This window comes from Paraburkholderia sp. Cpub6, from assembly GCF_014201065.1.
Lineage (GTDB): Bacteria > Pseudomonadota > Gammaproteobacteria > Burkholderiales > Burkholderiaceae > Paraburkholderia > Paraburkholderia tuberum.
In genome coordinates this window covers 47,493-72,066 of the sequence record NZ_JACHDM010000031.1, presented here as the reverse complement: position 1 = coordinate 72,066, position 24,574 = coordinate 47,493, and the positions used below count along the sequence as shown (strand labels likewise).

Genomic DNA, 24,574 nt, shown 5'->3' with positions numbered 1-24,574 from the left:
CCACCCCTTCCCATCCCGAACAGGACCGTGAAACGACTCCACGCCGATGATAGTGCGGATTGCCCGTGTGAAAGTAGGTAATCGTCAGGCTCCCCCCAGTCAGAAACCCCACCCGCCGCGGTGGGGTTTTTGCGTTTGCGCGGCCGACTTTGCGCGCTGTATCCGTCAGCGCAAGGTTACGCGTTCTGACATCCAGCGAGCCGTCGCACTGCCGCAGCGGGATCTCGCTCACCTCGTCCTGATCTCTCGCAGCGTTGTTGGTCTCGTACTAAATTCCAACTTCTGACGGGTTACGCTGATGGATACTGCGCGCTTCACTACTTTCCGATCCGCGACGCATCCGCGTAATCCGGCGACTTCCGACGCGGTCGTCCAAAATCCGTGTCCTTCTGGCTCGGCCGGACAGCACCTCCTCCAAACACGCTAAGCCCGCTTACGCGCCGGCGCTCGATCGGATCCCCCTGCGATAAAGCGGTCGAGTCTTTCGCTGGCCTCCGTAATCGCCCAAAGCGGAGCGCGATGCAGTTGCCGATCGTAGCTCGTTGCGATGGATGCAAAGAGCGCGAATCCCGCTTCGTCAAGTTTCCATTCGTTGCGTTCCCGACCTGCGTCGAACACCATCGCCGAGGCGCGGTCCGCGGCGTGGAGCTCTTCGTGGCTCATCGAGCCAAAGCCAGCATCAGCGAGGTAGCTGGTCAACAGCATGATCTGCGTGACCGTCTGCGCATCGCTCTTCGTACCGAGGCCGCGGCGCAGTGCGTCGAGCGACAGATGAACTCGCAACGCGAGATCGTCGGCGATCTGGCGCGCGATGGGCAACAGCATGGCTTTGGCATGCCGCGCGCGGGCGGCGCCAGTGTTGCGGAAAGGAATTGGTTGTGCCATGGAGATCCGAGGGGTTGCCTGAGCACATGCAATAACGGCGCGCTTCGCAAAAGGTTGAGCCTTCATTGCGTTTTAGCCGCTTCCTTCGACGAAAACGTTTGCTGGCGGCCACTTGCGCGCAGATTGCCGGCACGTCGCGGCGTCCGTCGTCGAGCGAATTGGCACCTACATCGCCCGCGATGCGCCGTTCACCCCCCACGAATCCAGCGGCTTTGCTTCCTATGCTTGCCCACGGAAAGGCGTCGCGCCGCATTGCCACCTCGCGCGCGTCCGGCCATCTACCTCGGCGAAACCTCTCTATCATGACGATTGGAACAACCTCGGCCAGCAAGCCGGAACGGAGCAAGTCCCGCCGGCAAGCGCCATCCAGCTGTCTTCGACCCGAGATGCATCGATGCAGACTCATTCATCCAACGTTGTCTCGACGCCCACCGATTTGCGGATCGACGGCGCGCGGCTGTGGGACTGTCTCATGCAGCTCGCGCGGATCGGCGCGACCGACAAACGCGGTGTCTGCCGTCCAGCACTGACCGAACTCGACCGTGAGGCACGCGATCAGTTCATCGCGTGGACGAAGGAGATCGGCCGCACGGTGCCGGTCGACGCGATCGGCAATATTTTCGCGTGGAGGACGGGGCTGCGTGACGATCTGCCGCCCATAATGACGGGCAGCCATCTCGACACGCAGCCGACCGGCGGCAAATTCGACGCCAATTATGGTGTGCTGGCAGGGCTGGAGGTGCTGCGCCCGCTGGCCGAGGCCAACGTGCAGACCATCGCGCCGCTCGAGGTTGCCATGTGGGCCAAAGAGGAGGGCTCGCGATTCTTGCCGGTGATGATGGGCTCCGGCGTGTTCGCCGGCGCATTCACGCTCGAGCACGCGCTAGCGCAACGCGATCGCGACGGCGTAGCAGTGCGCGACGCGCTAGCGGCGATCGGCTATGCCGGCGAGCATCGCAAGTCGCACGCTGTCGGCGCATATTTCGAGGTGCATATCGAACAGGGGTCCGTGCTCGAAGCGCACGACAAGGTCATCGGCGTCGTGCAGGGGCGCGCTCGGGCAGCGCTGGTACGACCTGACCGTGCACGGCATGGAAGCGCACGCGGGGCCGATGGCGCTGCGCCGCGACGCGCTGCTCGTCGCCGCGGATCCGATCCATGCGGTGAACCGTATCGCACTCGATCACCCGCCGCATGGCCGTAGCACGGTCGGCTGGCTCGACGTGCATTCAAACTCGCGCAACGTCATTTCGGGCCGCGTGAAATTCAGCGTCGACCTGCGCGCAGCCGATGACGCATCGCTCACTGCGATGGACCTCGCATGGCGTGCAGCGTGCGCGCAGGCGGGCAGCAATGGGGGCAACGCCGCCACCAACGCCGCCGCCGCCCGCGCGAGCAGCAGCTTGGACGCCCCCATCACTATCGACATCGAGCAGGTCGTCTACTTCCCGCCGCAGCGATTCGCCGCGCAATGGATCGCCGAGGTCAGACAGAGCGCGGAGCGGCTCGGTGTGTCGTCGATGGACGTGATCAGCGGCGCGGGCCACGACGCCGCCTATCTCGCGCGCGGCGCACCCAGCGCGGTGATCTTCGTTCCCTGCAAGGACGGCATTAGCCACAACGAAATCGAGGACGCGCGCGCCGATCATCTGGAAGCCGGCTGCAATATGCTGCTGCAGGTGATGCCGAGCGCGGCGTCGAGAACGGGGAGCATGCGCGCATGAAGATCCTGATCGCACGAATGAACCACGAGACCAACACGTTCTCGCCAGTAGAGACTCCGCTGGCCGCATTCGGCCGCAACGGTCCGAGCTACGGCCGCGCCGCGTTCGACGAAAACAAGGGCATGCAAACCGCGATGGCCGCGTTCATCGACGCCGCCGAGCGCGTGCATGCCGAAATCGTGACGCCGATCTCCGCCATGGCGAATCCGAGCGGGCCGGTCGACGCCGCCGCCTACGATGCGATCTGCGACGCGATCGTGGCAGCCGCGACGGGCTGCGACGCGGTGATGCTCGATCTGCACGGCACGATGGTCGCCGAGAACTCGACCGACGGTGAAGGCGATCTGCTCGGGCGCGTGCGTGCGTCGCTGCCGCACGCGCCGATCGCGGTCGCGCTCGATCTGCATGGCAACGTCACGCAAAAAATGATCGACAACGCCGACGTCATCGTCAGCTTCAAGACCTATCCGCACGTCGACATGTACGAGACTGGCGCACATGCAGCGCGCTTGCTGTTCGACATGATCGAGGGCCACGCGAAGCCGGTGATCGCGTGGCGTCAGCCGCCGCTGCTCACGCACACGCTGCGCAGCGCGAGCGTTGACGGCGCGATGAAACGCGCGCTCGATGCCGCGCGCGCCGCCGAGGCCGACGGCATGCTCGCGGTGTCGGTGCTGGCGGGCTTCTCGCTCGCCGATATCGAAGCGCCATGCATTAGCGTCGTCGTCGTGGGCAACGGCGAGCGCGCGGATGCGGAGGCGGTCGCCGAGCGCATCGCGCGGCAGATCTGGGACGAGCGCGACGATTTCGTCTATCGCAGCGCGCCGCTTGCCGAATCGGTCGCGCGGGCGGCGTCGCTGGCACGCGCCGCCGATAAACCGGTGCTAATGCTCGATCACGGCGACAACTGCATGTCGGGCGGCACGTGCGACACGATGGATTTGCTCGAGGAAGCGTTGAGGCAGGGCCTCGAAGGCATCGTCAGCGGGCCGTTGTGCGATCCGCAGGCGGTCGCGGCCCTGGCGGCCTCGGGTGTCGGTAGCACGGTCACGCTCGCGATCGGCAACAAGCTCACAAACGATGCATTGCCCTCGCGTTCGCCGCTTGCCCTGACCGGCGTCGTGCGCGCGCTGACCGACGGCGAATACGTGATCAGCGGCCCGACCTACACCGGCCAGCGCGCGTACATGGGGCGCGCGGCAGTGCTCGACACCGGCACGGTGAAACTCGTCGTGACCGAACGAACGCATGAGCCGTGGGATCTCGGCGTGTTCGAGAGCGTCGGCATCGATCCGCGCCGCGCGCGTTTTCTGCTGCTCAAATCACGCATGTATTGCCGGCCGGTTTTCGTGCCGATCGCGGAGGCACTCGTCGAATGCGATAGCCGCGGCGTCACGAGTTCGGACTATGGTCTGTTCAGCTTCGAGCACGTGAAGCGGCCGGTTTATCCATTGGACCCTCACACCGAATGGAGCGCGACGAACTGATCAACATGCGTGCGTTTCGATAAGTCGCGGCAAGGGCTTGTGCAGTCCGCATTGAGTCTCTATAATTCGCGCCTCTAAAGGCTCGTAGCTCAGTTGGTTAGAGCACCACCTTGACATGGTGGGGGTCGTTGGTTCGAATCCAATCGAGCCTACCAACGCATCTGTGACGTAGACGAAAGCGGTTCCGCTTTCGTCTACGGTCCTGTCAAATCGATCCAGTCGTTCCCTCAGTTTCGCCGTTCGGCATCACGTCCCCTTCGCTGTTGTTGTCCGCTCGTGGCCCGAAGCTCGTGCACGTTCACGCGCGCGCTCTCGCCGTTGCGTCGTCGTTCGACAATGCGCGGCACAGTTAGACCTTCCGCTTTCGCCGCCGACCCGACTGCCGTTCCCATCGCATCTTCGATCATGCGATGCCGGCAGCATCCAACGGAGCTGACGCAATGAAGAAGCTCATCAACGATGTGTCCACCGTGGTCTCCGAGATGCTCGACGGGCTCATCGCGCTCAATCCCCAACTCTCGCTGTTGCAAGGCGGCACGATCGTCTTGCGCGCCGATGCCCAGGCCGTGGCCGCGCGCGGCGAGGTCGCGCTGATCTCGGGCGGCGGCTCGGGCCACGAGCCCGCGCACGGCGGCTATGTGGGCCACGGCATGCTGAGCGCGGCGGTAGCCGGCGAGGTCTTCACCTCGCCCTCCACCGACGCCGTGCTCGACGCGATACGCGCGGTGGCCGGCCCCGCGGGCGCGTTGCTGATCGTCAAGAACTACACGGGCGACCGCTTCAACTTCGGCCTCGCGGCCGAAATCGCGCGCGCCGAGGGCATCCTCGTCGAGATGATGATCGTCGCCGACGACGTCGCGCTGAGCGCGAGCGGCGATCACGCGGGCCGTCGCGGACTCGCGGGCACAGTGTTGGTTCACAAGATCGCGGGCGCGGCGGCCGCGCGCGGTTTGCCGTTGGCCGAGGTCGCGCGGCTCGCTAGGGAAGCGGCCGCGTCGCTCGGCACGATGGGCGTCGCGCTGACGCCGTGCACGGTGCCGGCCGCGGGCCAGCCGGGCTTCGCGCTGGGCGATGGCGAAATCGAATGGGGCCTCGGCATTCATGGCGAACCCGGCGTGGCGCGCGGCGCGCTGGAGCCGGCCGACGCGATCGTCGGCAAGCTGCTTGCAAAGATCGTCGACGATCTCGCGTTGCAGGCGGGCGAGCGCGTCGCGCTGCTCGTCAACAATCTGGGTGGCACGCCGCCGAGCGAACTCAACGTGGTGGCTGGTGCCGCGCTGCGCGAGCTTGCCGGGCGCGGCATCGAAGTCGCGCGCGCGTGGGCCGGCACGTTCCTGAGCGCGCTCGAAATGGCCGGCGTCTCGCTGACGGTGCTGCGTATCGATGACGAACGGCTGAGCCTGCTCGACGCCGCCTCACAGACGAGCGCATGGCCTGCGCTGAGCGGCCGCGTCGCGCAGGTCGCGGTGCGTGCGGCGCCACCCGTGCCGCAAAGCGCGAGCGGCGCGACGCTCGCGCGTGACGCGACGCTGCGGCGCGCGATCGAAGCGGTCTGCGAGTGCCTGCCTGCTGGCAGCCGAGCCGACATTGACCGAAATGGACCAGCGCGTCGGCGACGGCGACCTCGGCATCAGCCTCGCGCGCGGCGCACGCGCGGTGCAGCTCGAGCTCGATTCCTACGCGTGCGCAACCACCCCGGGCGCGGTATTGCGCGGCATGTCGGCGACGCTGCGGCGCGTGGTGGGCGGCACGTCGGGTCCGCTGTACGCGGTGATGCTGCTGCGCGCGGCGGCCGCGCTCGAACAGTCGGGCGCGACCACCGCGCGGCAATGGGCGACGGCGTTCAGCGCCGGTGTCGATGGGTTTGATGGAACTGGGGGGCGCGAGGCCGGGCGATCGGACGATGGTCTATGCGCTGAGGCCCGCTGCCGACGCGCTGCACGACGCACTCGCTCAGGGAGCGTCGGCGGATGCCGCATTGCAGGCCACCGTCGCTGCGGCAAGCGACGGCACGTCTCGTACCGCATCGATGCATCCGCGGCGCGGGCGTTCGAGCTATGTCGGCGAGCGCGCGCTCGGTCATATGGACCCGGGCGCGCATGCGGTCGCGTTGTGGCTCGCGGCGATTCGCGACGCGCTTCCCGGTTAGGCGCAGGCGGACGCGAACGATACGGCGAACGCAAGGGACAAGCGCACTTTCACAGCAGGGAAAAACTACGCCGCCGTCACGGCCGCAGCAGATCGAATCCCGCGAACGCCACGACGCCGCTCAGTGCGATCAGCGCCACCGAGTGCTGTCCAAGGTACAGCAGCCCGGCAGCGGACCAACACGTGACAGCGAATGCGGCAATACGTTTCATGCTTCCTTCTACGACTCGAACTCAAAAACCGACTCAGAAGCCCAGCGTAACGGCCAGAAATCCACTGACGACACCGCCCACCACCACTGCACAGGTCACCACCGTCAGTACGCGCCGCGGAAACGACCGCGCGAGCATCGCGAGCGACGGCACGCTGACGAGCGGCAGCGTCATCAGCAGCGCGCCGGCGGGGCCGGCGGCCATGCCGAACGACAGCATCGCCTGAATGATCGGCACTTCACCCGCGGTCGGAATCACGAACAGCGTGCCGGCGATCGACAGCGCGATGATCCACAGCAGGCTGTTGTCGACGTCCGGGCCGATGTGCGGAAACAGCCACGCGCGCGCCGCGCCGAGAATCAGCACGAGCGCGATGTATTCCGGCACGAGCCGCAGCGTCATGCGCCCCAGAATCGTGATCCAGCGCGAGAACGCGGTGCCCGGATCGTCGGCGCTGACCAGTTGCGCGACGGCCTCTCGCGACGCTTGCGCTTCCTGCGGCGTGACCATGCGGTTCACGACGTAGCCAAGGCCGAACACCATCACGATGCCGAGCGCGAGGCGCAGGCCCATCCACTGCCAGCCGAGCACGAAGCCCATGAAGATCAGCGTAGCGGGATTCAGCGCGGTATTACCGAGCCAAAAAGCAATCGCCGCGCCCGGCGCCGCTTCACGCGCGCGCAGGCCCGCGACGACCGGCGCCGCGCAGCAGGTGCACATCATGCCCGGCAACGACATCAGGCCGCCTTTGACGACGCTGTTGAAGTCGGCACGGCCGAGCGCGCGCGCGACCCATTGCGGCGGAATCAGCGCCTGTACCGCGGAGCCGAGCAGCAGGCCGAGCACCATCGCCTGCCAGATTGCCTTGCCGTAAGCGAGCGCGAAGTCGATCGCGGCCTGCCATGAGGCCGCCGGCGCGCTCGCGGACGTGCCCATCAGGATCGACTTGCCGATCGAATGCTGGCTCGCGGCGACGAACGCGCGGTTGTAGTACGGAAACCACTTCACATAGAAGAGGCCGACGACGGCGATCAGCAGGAACACGATCCAGCCAAGCGTGACGCGGGGTTGCCGAAGGGTTGATTGCATGATGGTTGTTGAATGTCGTTGTGGATCAACCGACGACTAGCGTGCGGGTATCGAGCTGCGCGAGCAGCGTTTTCGCCTGCTCGACGATGTCGGCGTCGTTCGGGCGGAAATCGAGTTGCAGCGCGTTCGGCAACTGCTCGAAATGCTGGCCGCTGCTGCGCGCGTATGCGGGATCGTAGTGCCGTTCGATCAGTTCGCGCGCGAGCTCGGCGCGCCGGTTCTCGTCGACGAGCCGCAGCCAGCCGGTGACCCGCTCGCGGCTGTGCAGACCGATCAACCGTTCCAGCTGTCCCTTGAAGTAATCGGGATGCTCGAACAGATGCGCGTAATCCTGCAACAGAAACGCCGCGCGGTCCTCGCTGCTCGAGCGCACCTCGACGCACGCGCCGCGATGAAACGTTTCGAGCAGCGCGAGCGGCAGCGTGACGGAGCCAATACGCCGGCTTTCCGCCTCGACGAACACCGGCCGATTCACGTCGAAGTCGCGCAGCGCGGTGACGAGCAGCGTGTCGAAACGCTTTTGCGACGGCTGCGCCACGCCCGTATACGCGCCGAGCAGCGAGCCGCGATGCGAGGCGAGCGCCTCGAGGTCGAGCGTCTGCGCGCCGGCCTCATGCAGCGCCGACAGCAGCCGCGTCTTGCCGCTGCCGGTCGGGCCGACGAGCGCGATATAGCTGAAACGGCGCGGCAGGGTTTCGAGCCTCTCCAGCGTGGCGCGCCGGTAGCTCTTGTAGCCGCCGTCGAGCTGCCGCGCCGACCAGCCGATCATGTTGAACAGCGTCGTGACCGAGCCCGAACGCTTGCCGCCGCGCCAGCAGTAGATCAGCGGGCGCCAGTTGCGCGGCCGGTCGGCGAACGTGGTTTCCAGATGATGCGCGATGTTGCGCGCGACCAACGCCGCGCCGAGCCGCGTGCCCTCGAACGGCGACACCTGCGTGTAGGTCGTGCCGACCAGCACGCGTTCCTCGTTGCTCAGCACTGGCGCGTTGGTCGCGCCCGGAATATGGTCTTCCTCGAACTCGAGCGGAGTGCGAACGTCGACGATTTCATCGAAATCGCCGGCTTTGTCGAGGCTGACTAGAAGACTTTTCAAAGGAGTAGGGACAAAACGGACCGCGGGAAGACCGAAATTATCGCATGGGCGGCTCGTTCGGGCCGGTTATATGCGTCCTTCCCGGGTTCTCCGGTGACGTCCTTCGGCCGCCTACCTCAGATGACTTCGACCCGCGCTTCCCCGCTCACCAGCTCGCCGATCACCCGTGCGTCGGCAAAGCCATCGGCGCGGAACAGCGCGAGCACTTCGTCTACCGCTTCGGGCGAGCACGACACCAGCAGCCCGCCCGACGTCTGCGGATCGGTCAACAACGCGCGGCCGGCGGACGGCAAGGTGGCGGGCAGCACCACGTCGTGGCCGTAGGCATCCCAGTTGCGGCCCGATGCGCCGGTGAAAATGCCTGCTTGCGCGAGGCTCGCGACGTTCGGCAGCCACGGCAGGTCCGCGTAGCGCACACGCGCGGTCAGCTTCGAGCCGCGTGCGAGTTCCAGCGTGTGGCCGAGCAGGCCGAAGCCGGTGATGTCGGTCAGCGCATGCACGCCGTCGAGCCGCGCCAGCTCGGCGCCCGGCCGGTTCAGCTTGGTGGTCGCGCCGATCATTGCCGCGTAGCCGGCCGCGTCGAGCCGGTCTTTCTTCAGTGCCGCGGACAGAATCCCAACGCCGAGCGGCTTGCCGAGGATCAGCACGTCGCCGGCCTGGCCGCCCGCGTTGCGCTTGACGCGCTTCGGATCGACGATGCCCAGCGCGACGAGGCCGTAAATCGGCTCGACGGAATCGATCGAATGGCCGCCCGCGAGCGGGATGCCCGCTTCCGCGCAGACCGATTCGCCGCCTTTCAGCACGGCCGCGATCACGTCGTGCGGCAGCACGTTGATCGGCATGCCGACGATCGCGAGTGCCATGATCGGCTTGCCGCCCATCGCGTAGACGTCGGAGATTGCGTTGGTCGCGGCGATGCGGCCGAAGTCGAATGGATCGTCGACGATCGGCATGAAGAAATCGGTAGTCGCGACGATCGCCTGGTCTTCGTTGAGCTTGTAGACGGCGGCGTCGTCGGCGGTGTCGTTGCCGACCAGCAGGTCGGGGAAGAATGGCAGCGGCGCGCTGCGCTTGAGCAGATCGGCGAGCAGGCCGGGCGCGATCTTGCAGCCGCAGCCGCCGCCGTGCGACAGGCTCGTCAGGCGGGGCGACTGGCTTGCTTGGACTTGGGTCATGGGGGCGAGAGTTGGGGTTCGTCGAATGACCGCATTATGAGGGTTGTTTTCACACTGTGCAGCGTCGGCACGGGCACAAACCGGCTCTATGGCGAACCCGTTTCGAACCCCGTTTTGCCGAGCGATAAACGGCTGCGTAAAAAATACTAATGCCGAAGGAAATGCAAGCGGCATGTACGCGCGATGAAACGAATTCTTTACGCTACAACGCAATTCCGCGGCGCCTGGGTAGTTAATAGGAGCGCAATAGTCCGCCGATGAGCTCAGTGGGAGTCAATATTCGCGGATGCCGCATGAACGGTGCCCAGCAGCGGGAATAAATCGTGCCAGCTGGGTGCCGCCCTTTCAAGTGACTTTCGCATGTCCCATTTACCGGGGTGGCGAATGCACTACGCTGCAGGTCGCGAAACGGCATCTATAATCAATTTTGTCCCCAAAAGAGCCGAGGCCATGCAATGACGCAAATGACTCGGCGACAATTCCTGAAGGTCTCTGCCACGACACTTGCCGGATCGAGCCTGGCCCTGATGGGCTTCTCGCCGACACCCGCGCTGGCCGAAGTCCGTCAGTACAAATTGTCGCGTGCGACTGAAACCCGCAACACCTGCCCGTACTGTTCGGTGGGCTGCGGCATCCTGATGTACGGTCTTGGCGACGAGGCCAAGAATGTGAAGACGAGCATCTTCCACATCGAGGGCGACCCCGACCATCCGGTCAATCGCGGCACGCTGTGCCCGAAGGGCGCGAGCCTGATCGACTTCATCCATAGCCCGAGCCGTCTGCGCTATCCCGAGTACCGCGCGGCCGGGGCGAACGAGTGGAAGCGCATCTCGTGGGAAGACGCGCTGGACCGCATCGCGAAGCTGATGAAGGAAGACCGCGACGCGAACTTCGTCGAGACGAGCGCAGACGGCAAGAAGGTCAACCGCTGGCTGACGACCGGGATGCTTGCTGCGTCGGCCAGCAGCAACGAGGTGGGTTACCTGACGCACAAGACTGCTCGCAGTCTTGGCATGCTCGGATTCGACAATCAGGCGCGTGTCTGACATGGCCCGACGGTGGCAGGTCTTGCCCCGACGTTTGGCCGTGGAGCGATGACGAACCATTGGGTCGACATCAGAAACGCGGACGTGATTCTCGTGATGGGCGGCAATGCGGCCGAGGCACACCCATGCGGTTTCAAATGGGTCACCGAAGCCAAGGCGCACCGCAAGGCGCGCCTGATCGTGGTCGACCCGCGCTTTAATCGCACGGCGTCGGTCGCCGACTACTACGCGCCGATCCGCACCGGCACGGACATCGCGTTCCTCGGCGGGGTGATCAACTATCTGCTGACGAACGACAAGATCCAGCACGAGTACGTGAAGAACTACACGGACATGTCGTTCATTGTCCGTGAGGATTTCGCGTTCAAGGACGGCCTGTTTTCCGGCTACGACGCCGACAAGCGCAGCTACGACAAGACTTCGTGGGACTACGAGCGCGGCGATGACGGCTTCGCCAAGGTCGATCCGACGCTGCAAGACCCGCGCTGCGTCTATCAGCTGATGAAAAAGCACTACTCGCGCTACACGCCTGAGCAGGTCGAAAAAATCTGCGGCACGCCGAAGGACAAGTTCCTGCATGTATGCGAAATGCTCGCGTCGACGTCGGTGCCGGGACGCGCGTGCACGATCATGTACGCGCTTGGCTGGACGCAGCACTCGATCGGTTCGCAGATGATCCGCACCGGCGCGATGGTGCAGCTGCTGCTCGGTAATATCGGCATCGCTGGCGGCGGCATGAATGCGCTGCGCGGCCACTCGAACATCCAGGGCCTGACGGACCTCGGCCTGATGTCGAACCTGTTGCCGGGCTACATGACGCTGCCGATGGAAGCGGAGCAGGACTTCGACGCCTACATCGCCAAGCGCGCCAGCCAGCCGCTGCGGCCGAACCAGCTGAGCTACTGGCGCAACTATCGCGCGTTCCACGTGAGCTTCATGAAATCGTGGTGGGGCGACAAGGCGACCGCCGAAAACAACTTCGCTTTCGACTATCTGCCGAAGCTCGACAAGTCCTACGACCTGCTGCAGGTCTTCGAGCTGATGAGTCAGGGCAAGATGACCGGCTACATCGCGCAGGGCTTCAACCCGCTTGCCGCCGCGCCGTACAAGTCGAAGAACGGCGCGGCTCTGGCCAAGCTCAAGTGGCTCGTGATCATGGACCCACTCGCAACGGAAACGTCCGAGTTCTGGAAGAACTACGGCCCGTTCAACGATGTCGACAGCGCATCGATCCAGACCGAGGTTTACCGTCTGCCGACCACCTGCTTCGCCGAGGAACGCGGCTCGCTCGTCAGTTCGAGCCGGGTGCTGCAGTGGCACTGGCAAGGGGCGGACGGCCCCGGCGAAGCGAAGAGCGACCTCGAAATCATGGCAGGGCTGTGGCTGCGGATTCGCGAGGCTTACCGCAAGGACGGCGGCAAATATCCCGATCCGATCCTGAACATGAGCTGGCCGTATGCGAAGCCGGACAGCCCGACGCCCGAAGAACTCGCGATGGAGTTCAACGGCAAGGCGCTCGCAGACGTTACTGATCCGAAGGACCCGACCAAGGTGCTCGCGAAGAAAGGCGAGCAGCTCGCCAGTTTCGCGCTGCTGCGCGACGACGGCTCGACCTCGAGCGGTTGCTGGATCTTCTGCGGCGCCTGGACCCAGGCGGGCAACCAGATGGGCCGCCGCGACAACTCGGACCCGACCGGCATCGGCAACACGCTGAACTGGGCGTGGGCATGGCCGGTGAACCGGCGGGTTCTATACAACCGCGCGTCGTGCGATCTCAACGGCAAGCCGTTCGATCCGACGCGTAAGCTGATCGCGTGGAACGGCAGCACGTGGTCGGGCGCCGACATTCCGGACTTCAAGGCCGACGAGCCGCCTGAAAACGGCATGAATCCGTTCATCATGAATCCGGAAGGCGTCGCGCGGTTCTTCGCGCGCGAGAATATGGTCGAAGGGCCATTCCCCGAGCATTACGAGCCGTTCGAAACACCGCTCGGCTACAACCCGCTGCATCCGGACAACAAGTTGGCCGTCAGCAACCCGGCGGCGCGCGTGTTCCCGGACGATAAGGCCACGTTTGGCACGCACGAAAACTTCCCGCATACGGGGACCAGCTATCGTCTGACCGAGCATTTCCACTACTGGACCAAGCACGTGAAGCTGAACGCGATTATCCAGCCCGAGCAGTTCGTCGAGATCGGCGAAGACCTCGCGAAGGAGATCGGCGTGGTGGCCGGCGACCGGGTCAAGGTCAGTTCGAACCGCGGGCACGTGATTGCGGTCGCGGTCGTGACGAAGCGGATCAAACCGTTGATGATCGAAGGCAAGAAGGTGCAGACCGTCGGGCTGCCGATTCATTGGGGCTTCATGGGGCTCGCAAGGCCGGGCTATCTCGTCAATACGCTGACGCCCCCGGTGGGCGACGGGAATTCACAGACACCGGAAACCAAGTCGTTCCTCGTCAAGGTCGAAAAGGCATAAGGGGAAGAGATGGCACTGCAATCACTAGACATCAGACGCGTCTCGGCCACCACCACCCAGCCGCCGGTGATTCGCGAGCCGGCCACGGGCACGGTCGCGAAGCTCATCGACGTGTCGAAGTGCATCGGCTGCAAGGCGTGTCAGACGGCCTGCATGGAGTGGAACGATCTGCGCGACGAGATCGGCGTGAACGTGGGCGTCTACGACAACCCGCCCGATCTCACCGAGCATTCGTGGACCGTCATGCGGTTTGCCGAGTACGAGAATTCCGCCGGCGATATCGAATGGCTGATCCGCAAGGACGGCTGCATGCACTGCGACGACCCGGGCTGTCTGAAGGCCTGTCCGGCGCCGGGCGCGATCGTGCAGTACACGAACGGCATCGTGGATTTCCACCAGGAGAACTGCATCGGCTGCGGCTTCTGCATCGCCGGCTGCCCGTTCGACATACCGCGTATGTCGAAGCAGGATCGCCGCGTATACAAGTGCACGCTGTGTTCGGATCGTGTGGCGGTCGGCCAGGAGCCGGCCTGCGTGAAGACCTGCCCGACCGGCGCGATCATGTTCGGCACCAAGGAGGACATGAAGCAGCAGGCCGAGGACCGCATCGTCGATCTGAAGGAGCGCGGTTTTCAGAACGCTGGCCTGTATAACCCGGCCAAGGTCGGCGGCACGCATGTGATGTACGTGTTGCACCACGCCGACCGGCCGTCGCTGTATCACGGCCTGCCGGACGATCCGCGCATCAGTCCGCTGGTCTCCTTGTGGAAGGGCATCGCCAAGCCGATCGGGCTCGCCATTATGGGGATCGCCGCGCTCGCGGGCTTCTTCCACTACACGCGCGTCGGCCCGAACGAGGTGTCCGAGGCCGACGAAGCCGCAGCCGTCAAGGAAGCCGAAGAAGCACGCCGTTCGCGGGAGGGTACGCAATGAACCACTCTGAGCACACCGATTTCACGGACCTGAAGGGCAACCGACTGATCGTGCGCTATACGCCGAACGAGCGCACGAATCATTGGATCACCGCGATCTGTTTCATCCTGCTTGCGCTGTCCGGTCTCGCGTTGTTCCATCCGTCGATGGCGTTTCTGTACGTGGTACTCGGCGGCGGGCAGTGGACGCGGATTCTGCACCCGTTCATCGGCTGCGTGATGTTCATCTCGTTCCTGATTCTTGCGTTGCGCTTCTGGCATCACAACTATCTGGACCAGGCGGATATCCAGTGGATGAAGCAGATCGGCGACGTGCTGAACAATCGCGAGGAACGCCTGCCCGCAATCGGCAGGTACAACGCCGGGCAGAAGCTGCTGTTCTTCGTGATGGTGATCTGTATGCTGCTGCTGTTGCTGAGCGGCATCGTGATCTGGCGGCGCTACTTTTCGTTCTATTTCCCGATTGGTGTGATCCGGCTCTCGGCGCTCGTGCATGCCGTGACGGCATTCCTGCTGATCGTCGGCATCATCGTGCATATCTATGCGGCGCTGTGGGTCAAGGGCTCCATAGGTGCGATGACGCGCGGCACCGTTACCTATGGCTGGGCGCGCAAGCATCATCCAAACTGGTTCAGGGAAATCATCGGCAAGTAAAGTATGCTCAATCGGCGCTGCCCCAGCGCATGTTTCAATGCGCCGCACGCAGCGCCCCTCGCACCGGGCCGCCGCGCCTCGTCGATGACGGGCGGCGGCCCTTCAGTTTTCAGAGGTCGATATCTTGACTCAACGCATTCTCGAAGCCGCCGACATCGAGTCGCTCGATCCCTCGGCAATACCCCGCATCCGCATGCCCGAGCGGCTCGCGGTGTTCGCGCCGCGCGCCGCGCGCCTGCGTCAGCTCGCCTCGCGCGGCAATCCGATCGCCGGCTACCTGCGGCTGATGGCGGCGCTCGCCGATGCGCAGCAGGCGGTGCTCGCGCACTTCAAGGCCCAGCCACCGAGCCCCGAGCTGATCGCGAGCGCGCAGCAGTATTCGATGCCGCTGATTCCGGCGCTGTCCGGCGCGCGCGATCCGGCGTGGCGCGATGTGCTGCTACAACTGCTCGACAGGATCGAAGCGGCGGGTCCCCCGTTGACGCCGCCGCTCGTGGCGTTGTTCGCGCGCCTGCGCTCGCTCGACGTCGCCGCGCTCGAAGCGCAGGCCGACGCGATCTTCGCGCAGCGCTTCGCCGACGTCGATCCCGCGAGCGCGCCGTTCATCATGGCCGCGCTGCAGGTCGTATGGACCGACCTCGCCGCCGACATCGACAAGCGCGCCGTACCGTACCTCGACACACCGGGCCTGTGCCCGGTGTGCGGCTCGCATCCGGTGGCGAGCACGCTGCGCATCGGCGGCGCGTACGACAACTATCGCTATCTGCAATGCGGATTGTGCGCGACCGAATGGCATATGGTCCGTAGCAAATGCTCGAACTGCGATTCGACGAAGGGCATCGCGTACCAGGTGGCCGGCTCGCCCGACGCCGACGCAGCCGCGCGCGAGGCCGAATCGAAAAACGCCGCGCTGAAGGCGGAGTCGTGCGACGAATGCCATACTTACCGCAAGATCGGCATTCAGGCGAAGGACTACGAGTTCGATCCATTCGCGGACGACCTCGCGAGCCTCACGCTCGATCTGCTGATGGGCGCGGAAGGTTACCGGCGCGCGTCGCCGCATCCATGGCTGTGGCCGGAGCAGACGGCCGGCGCGGCCGAAACGGAGGGCGACGAGTCGGCCTGACGGCGACCTGACCGGACGCAAGTTCAAAACGACATAAGGATTGCTCGTGAGCGATGTGAGCAGCTCGGCATTGCGCGCGCTGATGGCGCGCGTTCCGTCGGTGGACAAGGTGTTGGCGTCGGAACAATTCGTGCCGCTCATCGGCGCATACGGTCGCACCCAGGTTCTCAACGCGCTGCGCGACGCGCTCGATGCGTGGCGCATCAGCGCGCAATCGGGCGATGCGGCGGCCAACCCGGCGGTGAGCGCGCTCGATACCGCGCAGCTGCATGCGACGGTCGCCGCGGCGCTGCTCGCGCGTAACGCGTCGCGACTGCGCAGCGTGTTCAATCTGACCGGCACCGTGTTGCACACGAACCTCGGCCGCGCGCTGCTGCCCAATGAGTCGGTGCGCGCGGTGATGAGCGCGCTCACGCAACCGGCCAACCTCGAGTTCGATCTCGCCACCGGCACGCGCGGCGACCGCGACGATCTGATCGACGATCTGATCTGTGAGCTGACCGGAGCCGAAGCGGCGACCATCGTCAATAACAACGCCGCCGCGGTGCTGCTCACGCTGTCCGCGCTCGCGGCGAAGAAGGAAGTGGTGGTGTCGCGCGGCGAACTCGTCGAAATCGGCGGCGCGTTTCGCATTCCCGACATCATGAGCCGCGCGGGCGCGAAGCTGCGCGAAGTCGGCACGACGAACCGCACCCATCTGAAGGACTATGAACAGGCGATCAACGCGCGTACCGCGCTGCTGATGAAAGTCCACGCGAGCAACTATGCGATCAGTGGCTTCACGAAGGAAGTCGGCATCGAAGAGATCGCGCCGCTCGCGCACGCGCGCGGGCTTGCGGTCGCCGTCGATCTCGGCAGCGGCACGCTCGTCGATCTCGCCGAATGGGGCTTGCCGCGCGAGCCGACGGTGCGCGAGACCGTCGCGGCCGGCGCCGATCTGGTCACGTTCAGCGGCGACAAGCTGCTCGGCGGCCCACAGGCCGGGTTGATCGTCGGGCGGCGCGATCTGATCGCGAAGATCAAGAAGCATCCGCTGAAGCGCGCACTGCGGGTCGGCAAGCTGACACTCGCGGCGTTGGAGCCTGTGCTCCAGCTGTATCGCGCGCCGGAGAAGTTGACGGAGCGGCTGACCACGCTACGGCTCCTCACGCGGCCCGCCGAAGATATTCACGGCGCCGCGCAGCGCGTGTTACCGGCGTTACAGCAGGCGATCGACGCGCGCTACACCGTGGCCGCGGAGCCGATGTTCAGCCAGATCGGCAGCGGCGCATTGCCCGTCGACGTGCTGCCGAGCTATGGCCTCGTCATCAGGATGACCGACGGCAAGCGCGGCGGCCGTCATCTGCTCGCGCTCGAAAAGCAGTTGCGCGAGATGACGCGGCCGGTGCTCGGCCGGATCGCGGACGACGCGTTGCGGCTCGATCTGCGCTGCCTCGAAGCCGCCGACGAAGCGCAATTGATCGCACAGCTGATCGCGCAACCGAAAAGCAACTGAAGGACGGGCACGCATGATCGTCGGTACTGCTGGGCATATCGACCACGGCAAAACGAGCCTCGTGAAGGCACTCACCGGCGTCGACACGGACCGGCTCAAGGAAGAAAAAGCGCGCGGCATTTCGATCGAGCTCGGCTACGCGTACGTACCGCTCGACAACGGCGACGTGCTCGGTCTGATCGACGTGCCGGGCCACGAAAAGCTCGTGCATACGATGACCGCGGGCGCGAGCGGCATCGACTTCGCGCTGCTCGTAATCGCCGCCGATGACGGCGTGATGCCGCAAACGCGCGAACATCTGGCAATCGTCGAACTGCTCGGCATCCGGCGCGGCGCAATCGCGTTGACGAAAGTGGATCGCGTCGACGACGAGCGCCTGCGCGAAGTGCGCGATGAAGTGAGTGTGTTCGTCGCTGGCAGCGTGCTGCGCGACGCGCCGGTATTCGATACTTGCGCGACGCGCGCGGGCGATGCGGGCGTCGCCGCGCTGAACGCGCATCTGCGCGAGCAGGCCGCCGCATGGCGCATGAAGCGCGACGACGGCCTGTTCCGCCTCGCCGTCGATCGCGTGTTCACGCTCGCGGGGCAGGGCACGATCGTCACCGGGACCGTGGTGGCGGGCAGCGTGAGCGTCGGCGACACGATGCTGCTTGCGCCGAAAAACGAATCGGTGCGCGTGCGCAGCATCCACGCGCAGAATCGCCCCGCCGAAACCGGTCGCGCCGGCCAGCGTTGCGCGCTGAATCTGGCGGGCATCGAGAAGAGTGCGATCGAGCGCGGCGACTGGATCGTCGATCCGCGACTGTCGCAAGCGAGCGAGCGCATCGACGTCGCGTTGACGCTGCTCGCCGACGCACCGCACGCGCTTGAACATTGGGAGCCGCTGCACGTGCATCTCGGCACGCAGCATCAGGTTGCGCATGTCTCGCTGCTCGAAGGCGACACGCTCGCGCCCGGTCAGCGCGCGCGCGTGCAACTCGTGTTCGAGCTGCCGCTGTGCACGGTGCCGGGCGATCGCTTCGTCGTGCGTAACGCTCAGGCCAATCGCACGGTGGGCGGCGGGCACGTGCTCGATGCGTTCGCTCCGGCGCGCAAGCGGCGCTCGCCGGAGCGCTTTGGCTGGCTGGACGCGATGCAGACGCTGCTCGACACCGGCTCACTCGACGCGCTGTTCGCGCGCGCGCCGCACGGTTTGTCGCGGGCGTTGCTGGAGCGCCTCACGGGGATGCCGGCGGCGGCGCTCGCGTTGCCCGCCGCGACACGCACGATCGAACTGCCGGGCCATGACGCGCTGCTGGTCGCGGACGCGACATGGCACACGCTCGAGGGGCGCCTGACGAGTGCGCTCGCGCAATATCACGAGCGCTCGCCCGACGAGCTCGGCCCGGACGTGTCGCGCTTGCGGCGCATCGCGGCGCCACTGGTCGACGACGCCCTGTGGCGCGCGCTGGTCGACGATGCGGCGGCGCGTGGCGAGCTCGTCAGACTCGGACCGTGGCTGCATTTGCCCGGCCACGCCGTGACGCTCGACGCCGCCGATCAGGCGCTTGCCGCGACGCTACTGCCCGAGATCGAGGCGGGGCGTTTCGATCCGCCGTGGGTGCGCGAGCTCGCGAACGCGCACGGTGTGCCGGAGGAGCGCGTGCGTCAGCTGCTGCGCAAGCTCGCGCGTCAGGGCGAGCTGTTCCAGGTCGTGCATGACCTGTTCTATCACCAGCAGGTGATTCGCGAACTTGCGTCGATCGCGGCGGCGGAGGCGCACAAGAACGGCGGCACCGTGGCGGCCGCGCCGTTTCGCGACGCGACCGGGCTCGGCCGAAAACGCGCGATCCAGCTTTTGGAGTTCTTCGACCGGGTTGGGTATACTCGCTTCCACCGTGGCCTGCACCTCGTGCGCACGGATAGCCGCTGGCTCGATCTGCCTTGATCTGGCTGGCGGTCTGTTTCTATTGGGCACGCGTCATTCAATCACCGTAGGAAGGCATTCGTATCCGGTGGTGCGGCTGGGCTTCAAACCCAGTTGAGGGCGTCAGACGCTCTCAGGTCGGTTCGACTCCGGCTGCCTTCCGCCACAAGGCTTTGCGGGATTTTAGTACTTCCTGAAAACCCGTCTTACGCATCCTGTGTGTGGGTTTTTCTGCCCGAAACCGAATTCGTCCGCTTACTTTCTCGTTCCGATCTTTGCGACCGCTCCCGCAAGCCGCTCGGTGACCAGGTGCGCATAGCGCTTTGTCGAGGCTGGCGTCTTGTGCCCTAGCACTCCTCCGACCGTGTACAGGTCGATGCCGGCGTTGATCATTTCGGAAGCTGCGCTATGTCGTAGGTCGTGGAATCGCACGTCTGGGTATCCGGCACTCTTTCGAGCTTTATTCCATTCGTCCTTGAGCTTATGCGGCAGGATGGTGAATTTCACGCGGCGGGCGATGACAGCGATTTTCGGATGAATTGGCACAATGCGCGGCCGACCATTTTTTGTGGTGGCCAAGGAGAAACCATCGCGCGTCACCTTGGCGCGGAGAATTTCGCTTAGGCGCATACCAGAATAGAAGGCCACTCTGATCGCAGCGCGGGTCTCCCGGTGCTTGCAAGCTTTGGCGATCTCAAGCATCTCGCGTCGGACCTTATAGACGTGACGTTCATTGTCGACTTTGGGAATCACCATCTTCCCTGTCTCGTCGTGCTCGACCTTGCCCTTGGTGTAGGCGTACTTGATCGCGGCTCGGATATAGCCCAGCGTATTGCTGATCGTCTTGTCGCTCATCGGCTTTTTCGGCCGCCCCTCTCGATCGACGCTGGCGCGCATATAGCCCGTGAAGCTCACCGACCATCCGTAGAGCTGTAGCGCGTCCTGATTCTCATACTCGGGGGCGTATTTATCCATCACGCGGACACGCGTCTGCAAGTCTTTCCAGTTTGCCCCCTCATCTTCGATGTGCAGTCGGACGCACTCTCCGATCGTGACGATTTGCTTCCTGATGCCAGTCTCTACCGCGTAGACTTCTGCGTCCCAGTCGCGGCCGAGCCTGTCAGCTTCTGCCGCAGAAATTCCCGCAGGGAGGAGCTTGGTTTTGCGGATACGCTTGTTCTCGATGACGCGCTCGAACGTCCAGCGGTAGCGGCGGCGACCGGCTTTTGTAATGGTTTCGATTGGCATGATGCGAGGAATTTGTAGAGCGATTCGAGTTCGTAGACGTGAGTTTTGTGACCGAGTTTGTAACGCTGAATTATCTCGCCGGCTCGGTCTATCCGGCTTATCGCATACCGCGGCACCCCGAGGATCTGCGCCGCTTCGGTCGCGCTCACGCGCTTGCCTTTCACAATGTCCATTTCACACCCCAGTGTTTGCGCGTGATTTCTAGAATTCGTTGTGCTGCTGCGGTCATGCTAGGATTTGCGGGACCTTTTGGAGGCCACGATGGAAGATGCGTTTCAGATTACGGACGTAAGCGATGTCACCACGGGCGATCACATCAGCTTTGTGATCAGCGACCGCGACGGAAAGGTGCCCGCCAGGGTCTCCGGCACCGCTCTTGCGGTCCTCGCGGGAACCGATCAATTTGCAAATCGGCTTGACGTATTCAACAAGCATCGCGAAACGATTCGAGCAGCGGCATACAAATCGCGGCGAGCTAATCCGACTCTCGCGATGGTTTTCCTCGGCGCCAACGACTTCGGCGGCTAAGCCATGCGCAAGTGGAGTTTGGCCACTTGGGCCATGTTGGTTGCTGCCGCGGCGGTGCTCATTGCCGCATGGATGTTCAGGTACGAGACCACCGAGCGCATTGGTATCGTTTGGGACCGGTGGTCGCACGACTTCTGCACGGTGGGAAGCGGACAGTCCGGAAAGCTTATTCATTGCTTCGGCGACATGTGATTCGTCGTGCTGGCTCAAGCCTTATCTTCCTTCTCTGTGGATGCCGCGATAGCGGCGTCGACGCCGGCCGCGGCGCGGTCATAGCTGGCATCCGACACAAAGCTGAGTTCGCCATAGCCGCTGACCGAGTAGCCGATCAGCTGCGCGAACTGCTGGCGATCCACGTCCGTGAAGTCGAGCGCGGCGATCGTGTTCAGATCGATGCCGCCGTTGTCCAGCAGGTGCCGCACGATGTCGTTCTGCTTGAATCGGACGGCGCCGTGTCCATCAACGATGAGCGGCTGCATAGGCGCCATCGCGCGGGCTGCGCGAACCTCGGCGATCAGCGCGAGCACGGTAGCTGGCTTGACGGCCCGGAAATACGCCTCGGCGAGGCCCGGTGCTTTGCCGATACCGTAAAACTGGACGCCAAGCGCTTCGCCGTCGTAGTTCAAGAAGTCGGCTTCGAGCGTCACGGACCCTTCGCCGCCGCATGCCGGGCACTCGACGTGGCGGCCGTCGTCGTAGTGATCGGCGGACTCGGCGCTATCAATATCTTGCGGCGTTGCGGCGCTAGCTGCTGTCTCTATTGCGTCAAGGTCGAACGCCGCGCGCTCGTCGGGCCGCGCAACTTCTTGCGTGTTCTCGGCAACTTTTTGCGCAGCAGGGGCGACGGGAGCGGCGTCTTTGTGGTCGAGGAAGTGGCGGTATGCGCCTTCGATGAATCCTTGCTCGATCATCGCGGCGATGCGTCCGGCTCGTTCAGATTCATTGGGCACGGCAGCGATACGCAACGCCAGTCGGCTCAGGCTTACCTCGGCGGCCCGTAAGCCGGCCATCGTTTCGAGCGCCGCGAGACCCTTGTTCACCGCACGCCGTTGGTTCGGCGTCATCTGCTCGATGTCGGCTGGATCTACCGGCGCTTGCGCCGTATCGGATGGAGGGAGAGCGGCGCGGCGGTTCCATGCGGAGACGGCTGATTCTGCGTCGCGATGCATCAGTGCGCCCTGCATGCCCTGGCACTTCCAATTCTCGCAACGCGCACCGAAGTGCTCGCCCATGTGCTCGAGTTCGGCCGGGCCACCGCAGAACGGGCACGGCTTCAGTTGTTTCGTATCCATCGTTTCCTCGTTGTCAGGCGCCGAACAGATCGAGCTGCGCGGGCGCTTCGGTTGTCTTCATCATGGCGCGGATGCGGCGCTCTGCGGCCCAGCGCAGTAGCGTTGCGTGCCAGCCCGGGTGATGCCGCGATACGCGCGCGTGGAACAGGTGAACGCGCGCCATGTGGATGTGCAGCTCGCGATCGTTCATCGTGTCCTCAGGCAAGATCGAGCGCGTGTTGCGCGCTCTCTTCGGTGAGCGCTTTCGAGCATGCGGGGTTCAGCCAGAGCGTTTCGACGCGCTCGCGCGCGCCGTCTGCCAAAGCGCGCCGGTCGACAAAGGCCCAATCGGCGTACAGATCGTCGTAGAGCTCGCTGTGATAGCCCGACAGGACGACCATTCCCGCCAAGCCGTGTAGCAGCTCCGCCAGTTCTCGATGCTGGTCATCGGTCATTTCGAAGCGATAGTCGGAACCCTTGTCGCGCGTAGACATGACGTAGGGCGGATCGAGGTAGAAAAGCGTTTGCTCGCTGTCCTGCTCGGAAATCAGCCCGAACGCGTCGCGGTTCTCGATGACGACTCCACGCAAGCGATCGATGATGTCGGTCAGCGCAGGCGGATAGTTGCGCCAGTCGCTGCAAGGCGAGGTGCCCGAATGCCGCGAATGCCGGCGGAACCCAGTGGCGCGGTTATGCGAATTGCTGCCATGCCCCATGAATGAACGCACGACCAGGCGCCGGGCCTGCTCGATTGGGTCGTCCGTCTTCTCGTACGACAGCTTGAATTCGTCCCTCGAATACGGTGTGAGCTCAATCGCGCTTAGCAGCTCGGCGCCGCGGTCGCGCACCACGCGAAACAGGTTGACGATCTCGCTGTCGAGGTCGTTGTAGACGTCCTGATAGCTGCGCTTCTTCGAGAGCAGAACTGAGCCGGCGCCGCCGAACGGCTCGACGTAGATTCGATGCTCGGGGAAATGCGAGATGATCCAATCTGAAAGCAGGAACTTCCCGCCGTGGTATCTCAGAATCGGCCTTGTGCTCATGCGAGTCTCGTGATTGATGGAGTTCAGCGGTATCTGTCTGGCGAATAACTGCCGTTTATTCGCGCAGCGAATATCGAAGTGCGGTTACGTGTCGGCCTGCCTTACGCGCTTCCGGACGGCCTGCGCCGTCGCCTGAGAGCAGCCGAGAAACTTTCGAATCGCGGCCACCGTGCTGCGGATCTCCCCGGTGGCGATAGCAGTCGCGACGCGGGCAGCGTCATCGAGCTGGCCTGCCGCTACCGACTCGACCGGCGCAGTCCCGTTACTGACTGTCGTTACTACCGTGACTGGCTCCGCGTTACTGGCTTGCAGGGCGGGCGTTACCGCGATTTCAGGAACAGCAGCCGGGGCCAAGGCGAGCAGCCAGGCGAAGCAGGCGACAGCCTCGAGCACGGCCGCGAAGGCGAGGCCAGCGATCAGGTCAGCGCGCGGGGCGGGTAGGCCGAACGCCGTCAGTGCACCCGTGACCGGATCCGCGAGCGCTGCGTCGTGCGCTGCGTCGGCGCGGTCGCTCGCGGATTCTGCCCGCTTCGCTTCGGCCATCTCCACGTCGAGCGCGTCGAGCCGTGCGGCAAGGCCCGTGCGCTCGATCCGGATGCCGGCGCACTGGTTACTGCAGCGCCTCTCGCTCACGCGAGCCAGTCGCGCTACTACGCCGGCGCGGTCGGCGGCGATCGTCGTCAGGTCGCGACCGGTCGTACCGACTACCGGTACCGCCGCGGCCCGCAGCTCGCCTGCATGCTTCTGCGCCATCAGGAAGAAGACCGCATGGCCGTAGCAGGTGGCCGCCATGCAAGCGAGCCAGAGAGCCGCGCCAACGATCCGCAGGCGCCAACCGTGCGGCCGGCACAGGGCAGGGAGCAGGTGAGCGGCAACAACCAGCACGACGCCGACAGCGATCCACAGTGCGCGCTCTACCATCCATCCACCGCGCTGCCAGCCAGCGAGGATGGACAGACAGACGGCAGTAGCGGTCGCCGCGAATGCCAGTAGTGCCGGCCGCGTTTTCATTGGCATTGCTGCCTCCTGAAACT

General features: G+C 64.7%; 18 protein-coding genes, 2 tRNA genes and 2 pseudogenes. 12 read left to right on the top strand and 10 right to left on the bottom strand.

What is annotated here, in order from left to right; genetic code table 11:
- Positions 1 to 423: 423 nt before the first annotated feature.
- Positions 424 to 885, bottom strand: coding sequence for a hypothetical protein (locus HDG33_RS32220; RefSeq protein WP_184039035.1), 462 nt, complete (start codon positions 883 to 885; stop codon positions 424 to 426).
- A 394-nt stretch (positions 886 to 1,279) separates the two neighbouring features.
- On the opposite strand from HDG33_RS32220, the pseudogene HDG33_RS32215 reads away from it, so the two are divergent.
- From HDG33_RS32215 to dhaL, 4 genes and pseudogenes are all read left to right on the top strand, one after another.
- Positions 1,280 to 2,609, top strand: a pseudogene (locus HDG33_RS32215) (Zn-dependent hydrolase).
- The gene (locus tag HDG33_RS32210; RefSeq protein WP_184039020.1) at positions 2,606 to 4,096 is read left to right on the top strand and encodes a M81 family metallopeptidase; all 1,491 of its coding nucleotides are present in this window, start codon (positions 2,606 to 2,608) and stop codon (positions 4,094 to 4,096) included. The pseudogene HDG33_RS32215 and the gene HDG33_RS32210 overlap by 4 nt, the downstream one beginning before the upstream one ends.
- Positions 4,097 to 4,174: 78 nt before the next feature.
- Positions 4,175 to 4,251 (top strand) — tRNA-Val (locus tag HDG33_RS32205).
- Positions 4,252 to 4,536: 285 nt separating this feature from the next.
- A pseudogene (gene dhaL, locus HDG33_RS32200) lies at positions 4,537 to 6,245 on the top strand (dihydroxyacetone kinase subunit DhaL).
- A gap of 76 nt (positions 6,246 to 6,321) precedes the next feature.
- Here the strand turns inward: dhaL and HDG33_RS37775 are convergent.
- The 4 genes from HDG33_RS37775 to selD form a co-directional block, all read right to left on the bottom strand.
- The gene (locus tag HDG33_RS37775) at positions 6,322 to 6,456 is read right to left on the bottom strand and encodes a hypothetical protein (RefSeq protein ID WP_143037237.1); all 135 of its coding nucleotides are present in this window, start codon (positions 6,454 to 6,456) and stop codon (positions 6,322 to 6,324) included.
- 33 nt (positions 6,457 to 6,489) lie between these two features.
- Positions 6,490 to 7,545 (bottom strand): permease, encoded by a 1,056-nt coding sequence (locus HDG33_RS32195; RefSeq protein WP_184039017.1) that lies wholly within the window; start codon positions 7,543 to 7,545, stop codon positions 6,490 to 6,492.
- 25 nt (positions 7,546 to 7,570) lie between these two features.
- The gene (gene mnmH / locus HDG33_RS32190; protein WP_184039014.1) at positions 7,571 to 8,638 is read right to left on the bottom strand and encodes a tRNA 2-selenouridine(34) synthase MnmH; all 1,068 of its coding nucleotides are present in this window, start codon (positions 8,636 to 8,638) and stop codon (positions 7,571 to 7,573) included.
- 116 nt (positions 8,639 to 8,754) lie between these two features.
- On the bottom strand, positions 8,755 to 9,813 hold the full coding sequence (gene selD / locus HDG33_RS32185; RefSeq protein WP_184039011.1) for a selenide, water dikinase SelD: 1,059 nt from the start codon (positions 9,811 to 9,813) through the stop codon (positions 8,755 to 8,757).
- A gap of 455 nt (positions 9,814 to 10,268) precedes the next feature.
- Here selD and fdnG point away from each other — a divergent pair, with 455 nt between their 5' ends.
- From fdnG to HDG33_RS32150, 7 genes are all read left to right on the top strand, one after another.
- On the top strand, positions 10,269 to 13,337 hold the full coding sequence (fdnG, locus tag HDG33_RS32180) for a formate dehydrogenase-N subunit alpha (protein ID WP_184039008.1): 3,069 nt from the start codon (positions 10,269 to 10,271) through the stop codon (positions 13,335 to 13,337).
- Between the two features lie 9 nt (positions 13,338 to 13,346).
- Positions 13,347 to 14,270: a formate dehydrogenase subunit beta gene (gene fdxH, locus HDG33_RS32175; RefSeq protein ID WP_184038990.1), complete on the top strand. Its 924-nt coding sequence runs from the start codon at positions 13,347 to 13,349 to the stop codon at positions 14,268 to 14,270.
- Complete coding sequence (locus HDG33_RS32170) at positions 14,267 to 14,923, top strand: formate dehydrogenase subunit gamma (protein ID WP_184038987.1); 657 nt, start codon at positions 14,267 to 14,269, stop codon at positions 14,921 to 14,923. The genes fdxH and HDG33_RS32170 overlap by 4 nt, the downstream gene beginning before the upstream one ends.
- A 124-nt stretch (positions 14,924 to 15,047) precedes the next feature.
- The gene (fdhE, locus tag HDG33_RS32165; protein WP_090808552.1) at positions 15,048 to 16,049 is read left to right on the top strand and encodes a formate dehydrogenase accessory protein FdhE; all 1,002 of its coding nucleotides are present in this window, start codon (positions 15,048 to 15,050) and stop codon (positions 16,047 to 16,049) included.
- 46 nt (positions 16,050 to 16,095) lie between these two features.
- Entirely contained in the window at positions 16,096 to 17,544 is a 1,449-nt protein-coding gene (gene selA / locus HDG33_RS32160) for an L-seryl-tRNA(Sec) selenium transferase (protein WP_184038984.1), read from the top strand.
- 13 nt (positions 17,545 to 17,557) lie between these two features.
- Positions 17,558 to 19,471, top strand: a complete 1,914-nt coding sequence (selB, locus tag HDG33_RS32155) for a selenocysteine-specific translation elongation factor (RefSeq protein ID WP_184038981.1) — start codon at positions 17,558 to 17,560, stop codon at positions 19,469 to 19,471.
- Positions 19,472 to 19,520: 49 nt separating this feature from the next.
- Positions 19,521 to 19,616: transfer RNA gene (locus HDG33_RS32150), tRNA-Sec, on the top strand.
- Positions 19,617 to 19,705: 89 nt separating this feature from the next.
- Here the strand turns inward: HDG33_RS32150 and HDG33_RS32145 are convergent.
- Positions 19,706 to 20,698: a site-specific integrase gene (locus HDG33_RS32145; protein ID WP_184038978.1), complete on the bottom strand. Its 993-nt coding sequence runs from the start codon at positions 20,696 to 20,698 to the stop codon at positions 19,706 to 19,708.
- 261 nt (positions 20,699 to 20,959) lie between these two features.
- Here HDG33_RS32145 and HDG33_RS32140 point away from each other — a divergent pair, with 261 nt between their 5' ends.
- Positions 20,960 to 21,226 carry a hypothetical protein gene (locus HDG33_RS32140; protein ID WP_184038975.1) on the top strand — a complete coding sequence of 89 codons (267 nt, stop codon included), beginning with the start codon at positions 20,960 to 20,962 and terminating at the stop codon, positions 21,224 to 21,226.
- 206 nt (positions 21,227 to 21,432) lie between these two features.
- Here HDG33_RS32140 and HDG33_RS32135 read toward each other — a convergent pair whose 3' ends face one another.
- The 4 genes from HDG33_RS32135 to HDG33_RS32120 all read right to left on the bottom strand — a co-directional run bounded on the left by HDG33_RS32135 (position 21,433) and on the right by HDG33_RS32120 (position 24,557).
- A complete protein-coding gene (locus HDG33_RS32135; protein WP_184038972.1) occupies positions 21,433 to 22,518 on the bottom strand; it encodes a Lar family restriction alleviation protein in 1,086 nt (361 codons plus the stop codon).
- Positions 22,519 to 22,531: 13 nt separating this feature from the next.
- Positions 22,532 to 22,708: a hypothetical protein gene (locus HDG33_RS32130; RefSeq protein WP_184038969.1), complete on the bottom strand. Its 177-nt coding sequence runs from the start codon at positions 22,706 to 22,708 to the stop codon at positions 22,532 to 22,534.
- A gap of 7 nt (positions 22,709 to 22,715) precedes the next feature.
- On the bottom strand, positions 22,716 to 23,540 hold the full coding sequence (locus HDG33_RS32125) for a DNA adenine methylase (RefSeq protein WP_184038967.1): 825 nt from the start codon (positions 23,538 to 23,540) through the stop codon (positions 22,716 to 22,718).
- Between the two features lie 84 nt (positions 23,541 to 23,624).
- Positions 23,625 to 24,557 carry a hypothetical protein gene (locus HDG33_RS32120; protein WP_184038965.1) on the bottom strand — a complete coding sequence of 311 codons (933 nt, stop codon included), beginning with the start codon at positions 24,555 to 24,557 and terminating at the stop codon, positions 23,625 to 23,627.
- Between the last annotated feature and the right edge of the window lie 17 nt (positions 24,558 to 24,574).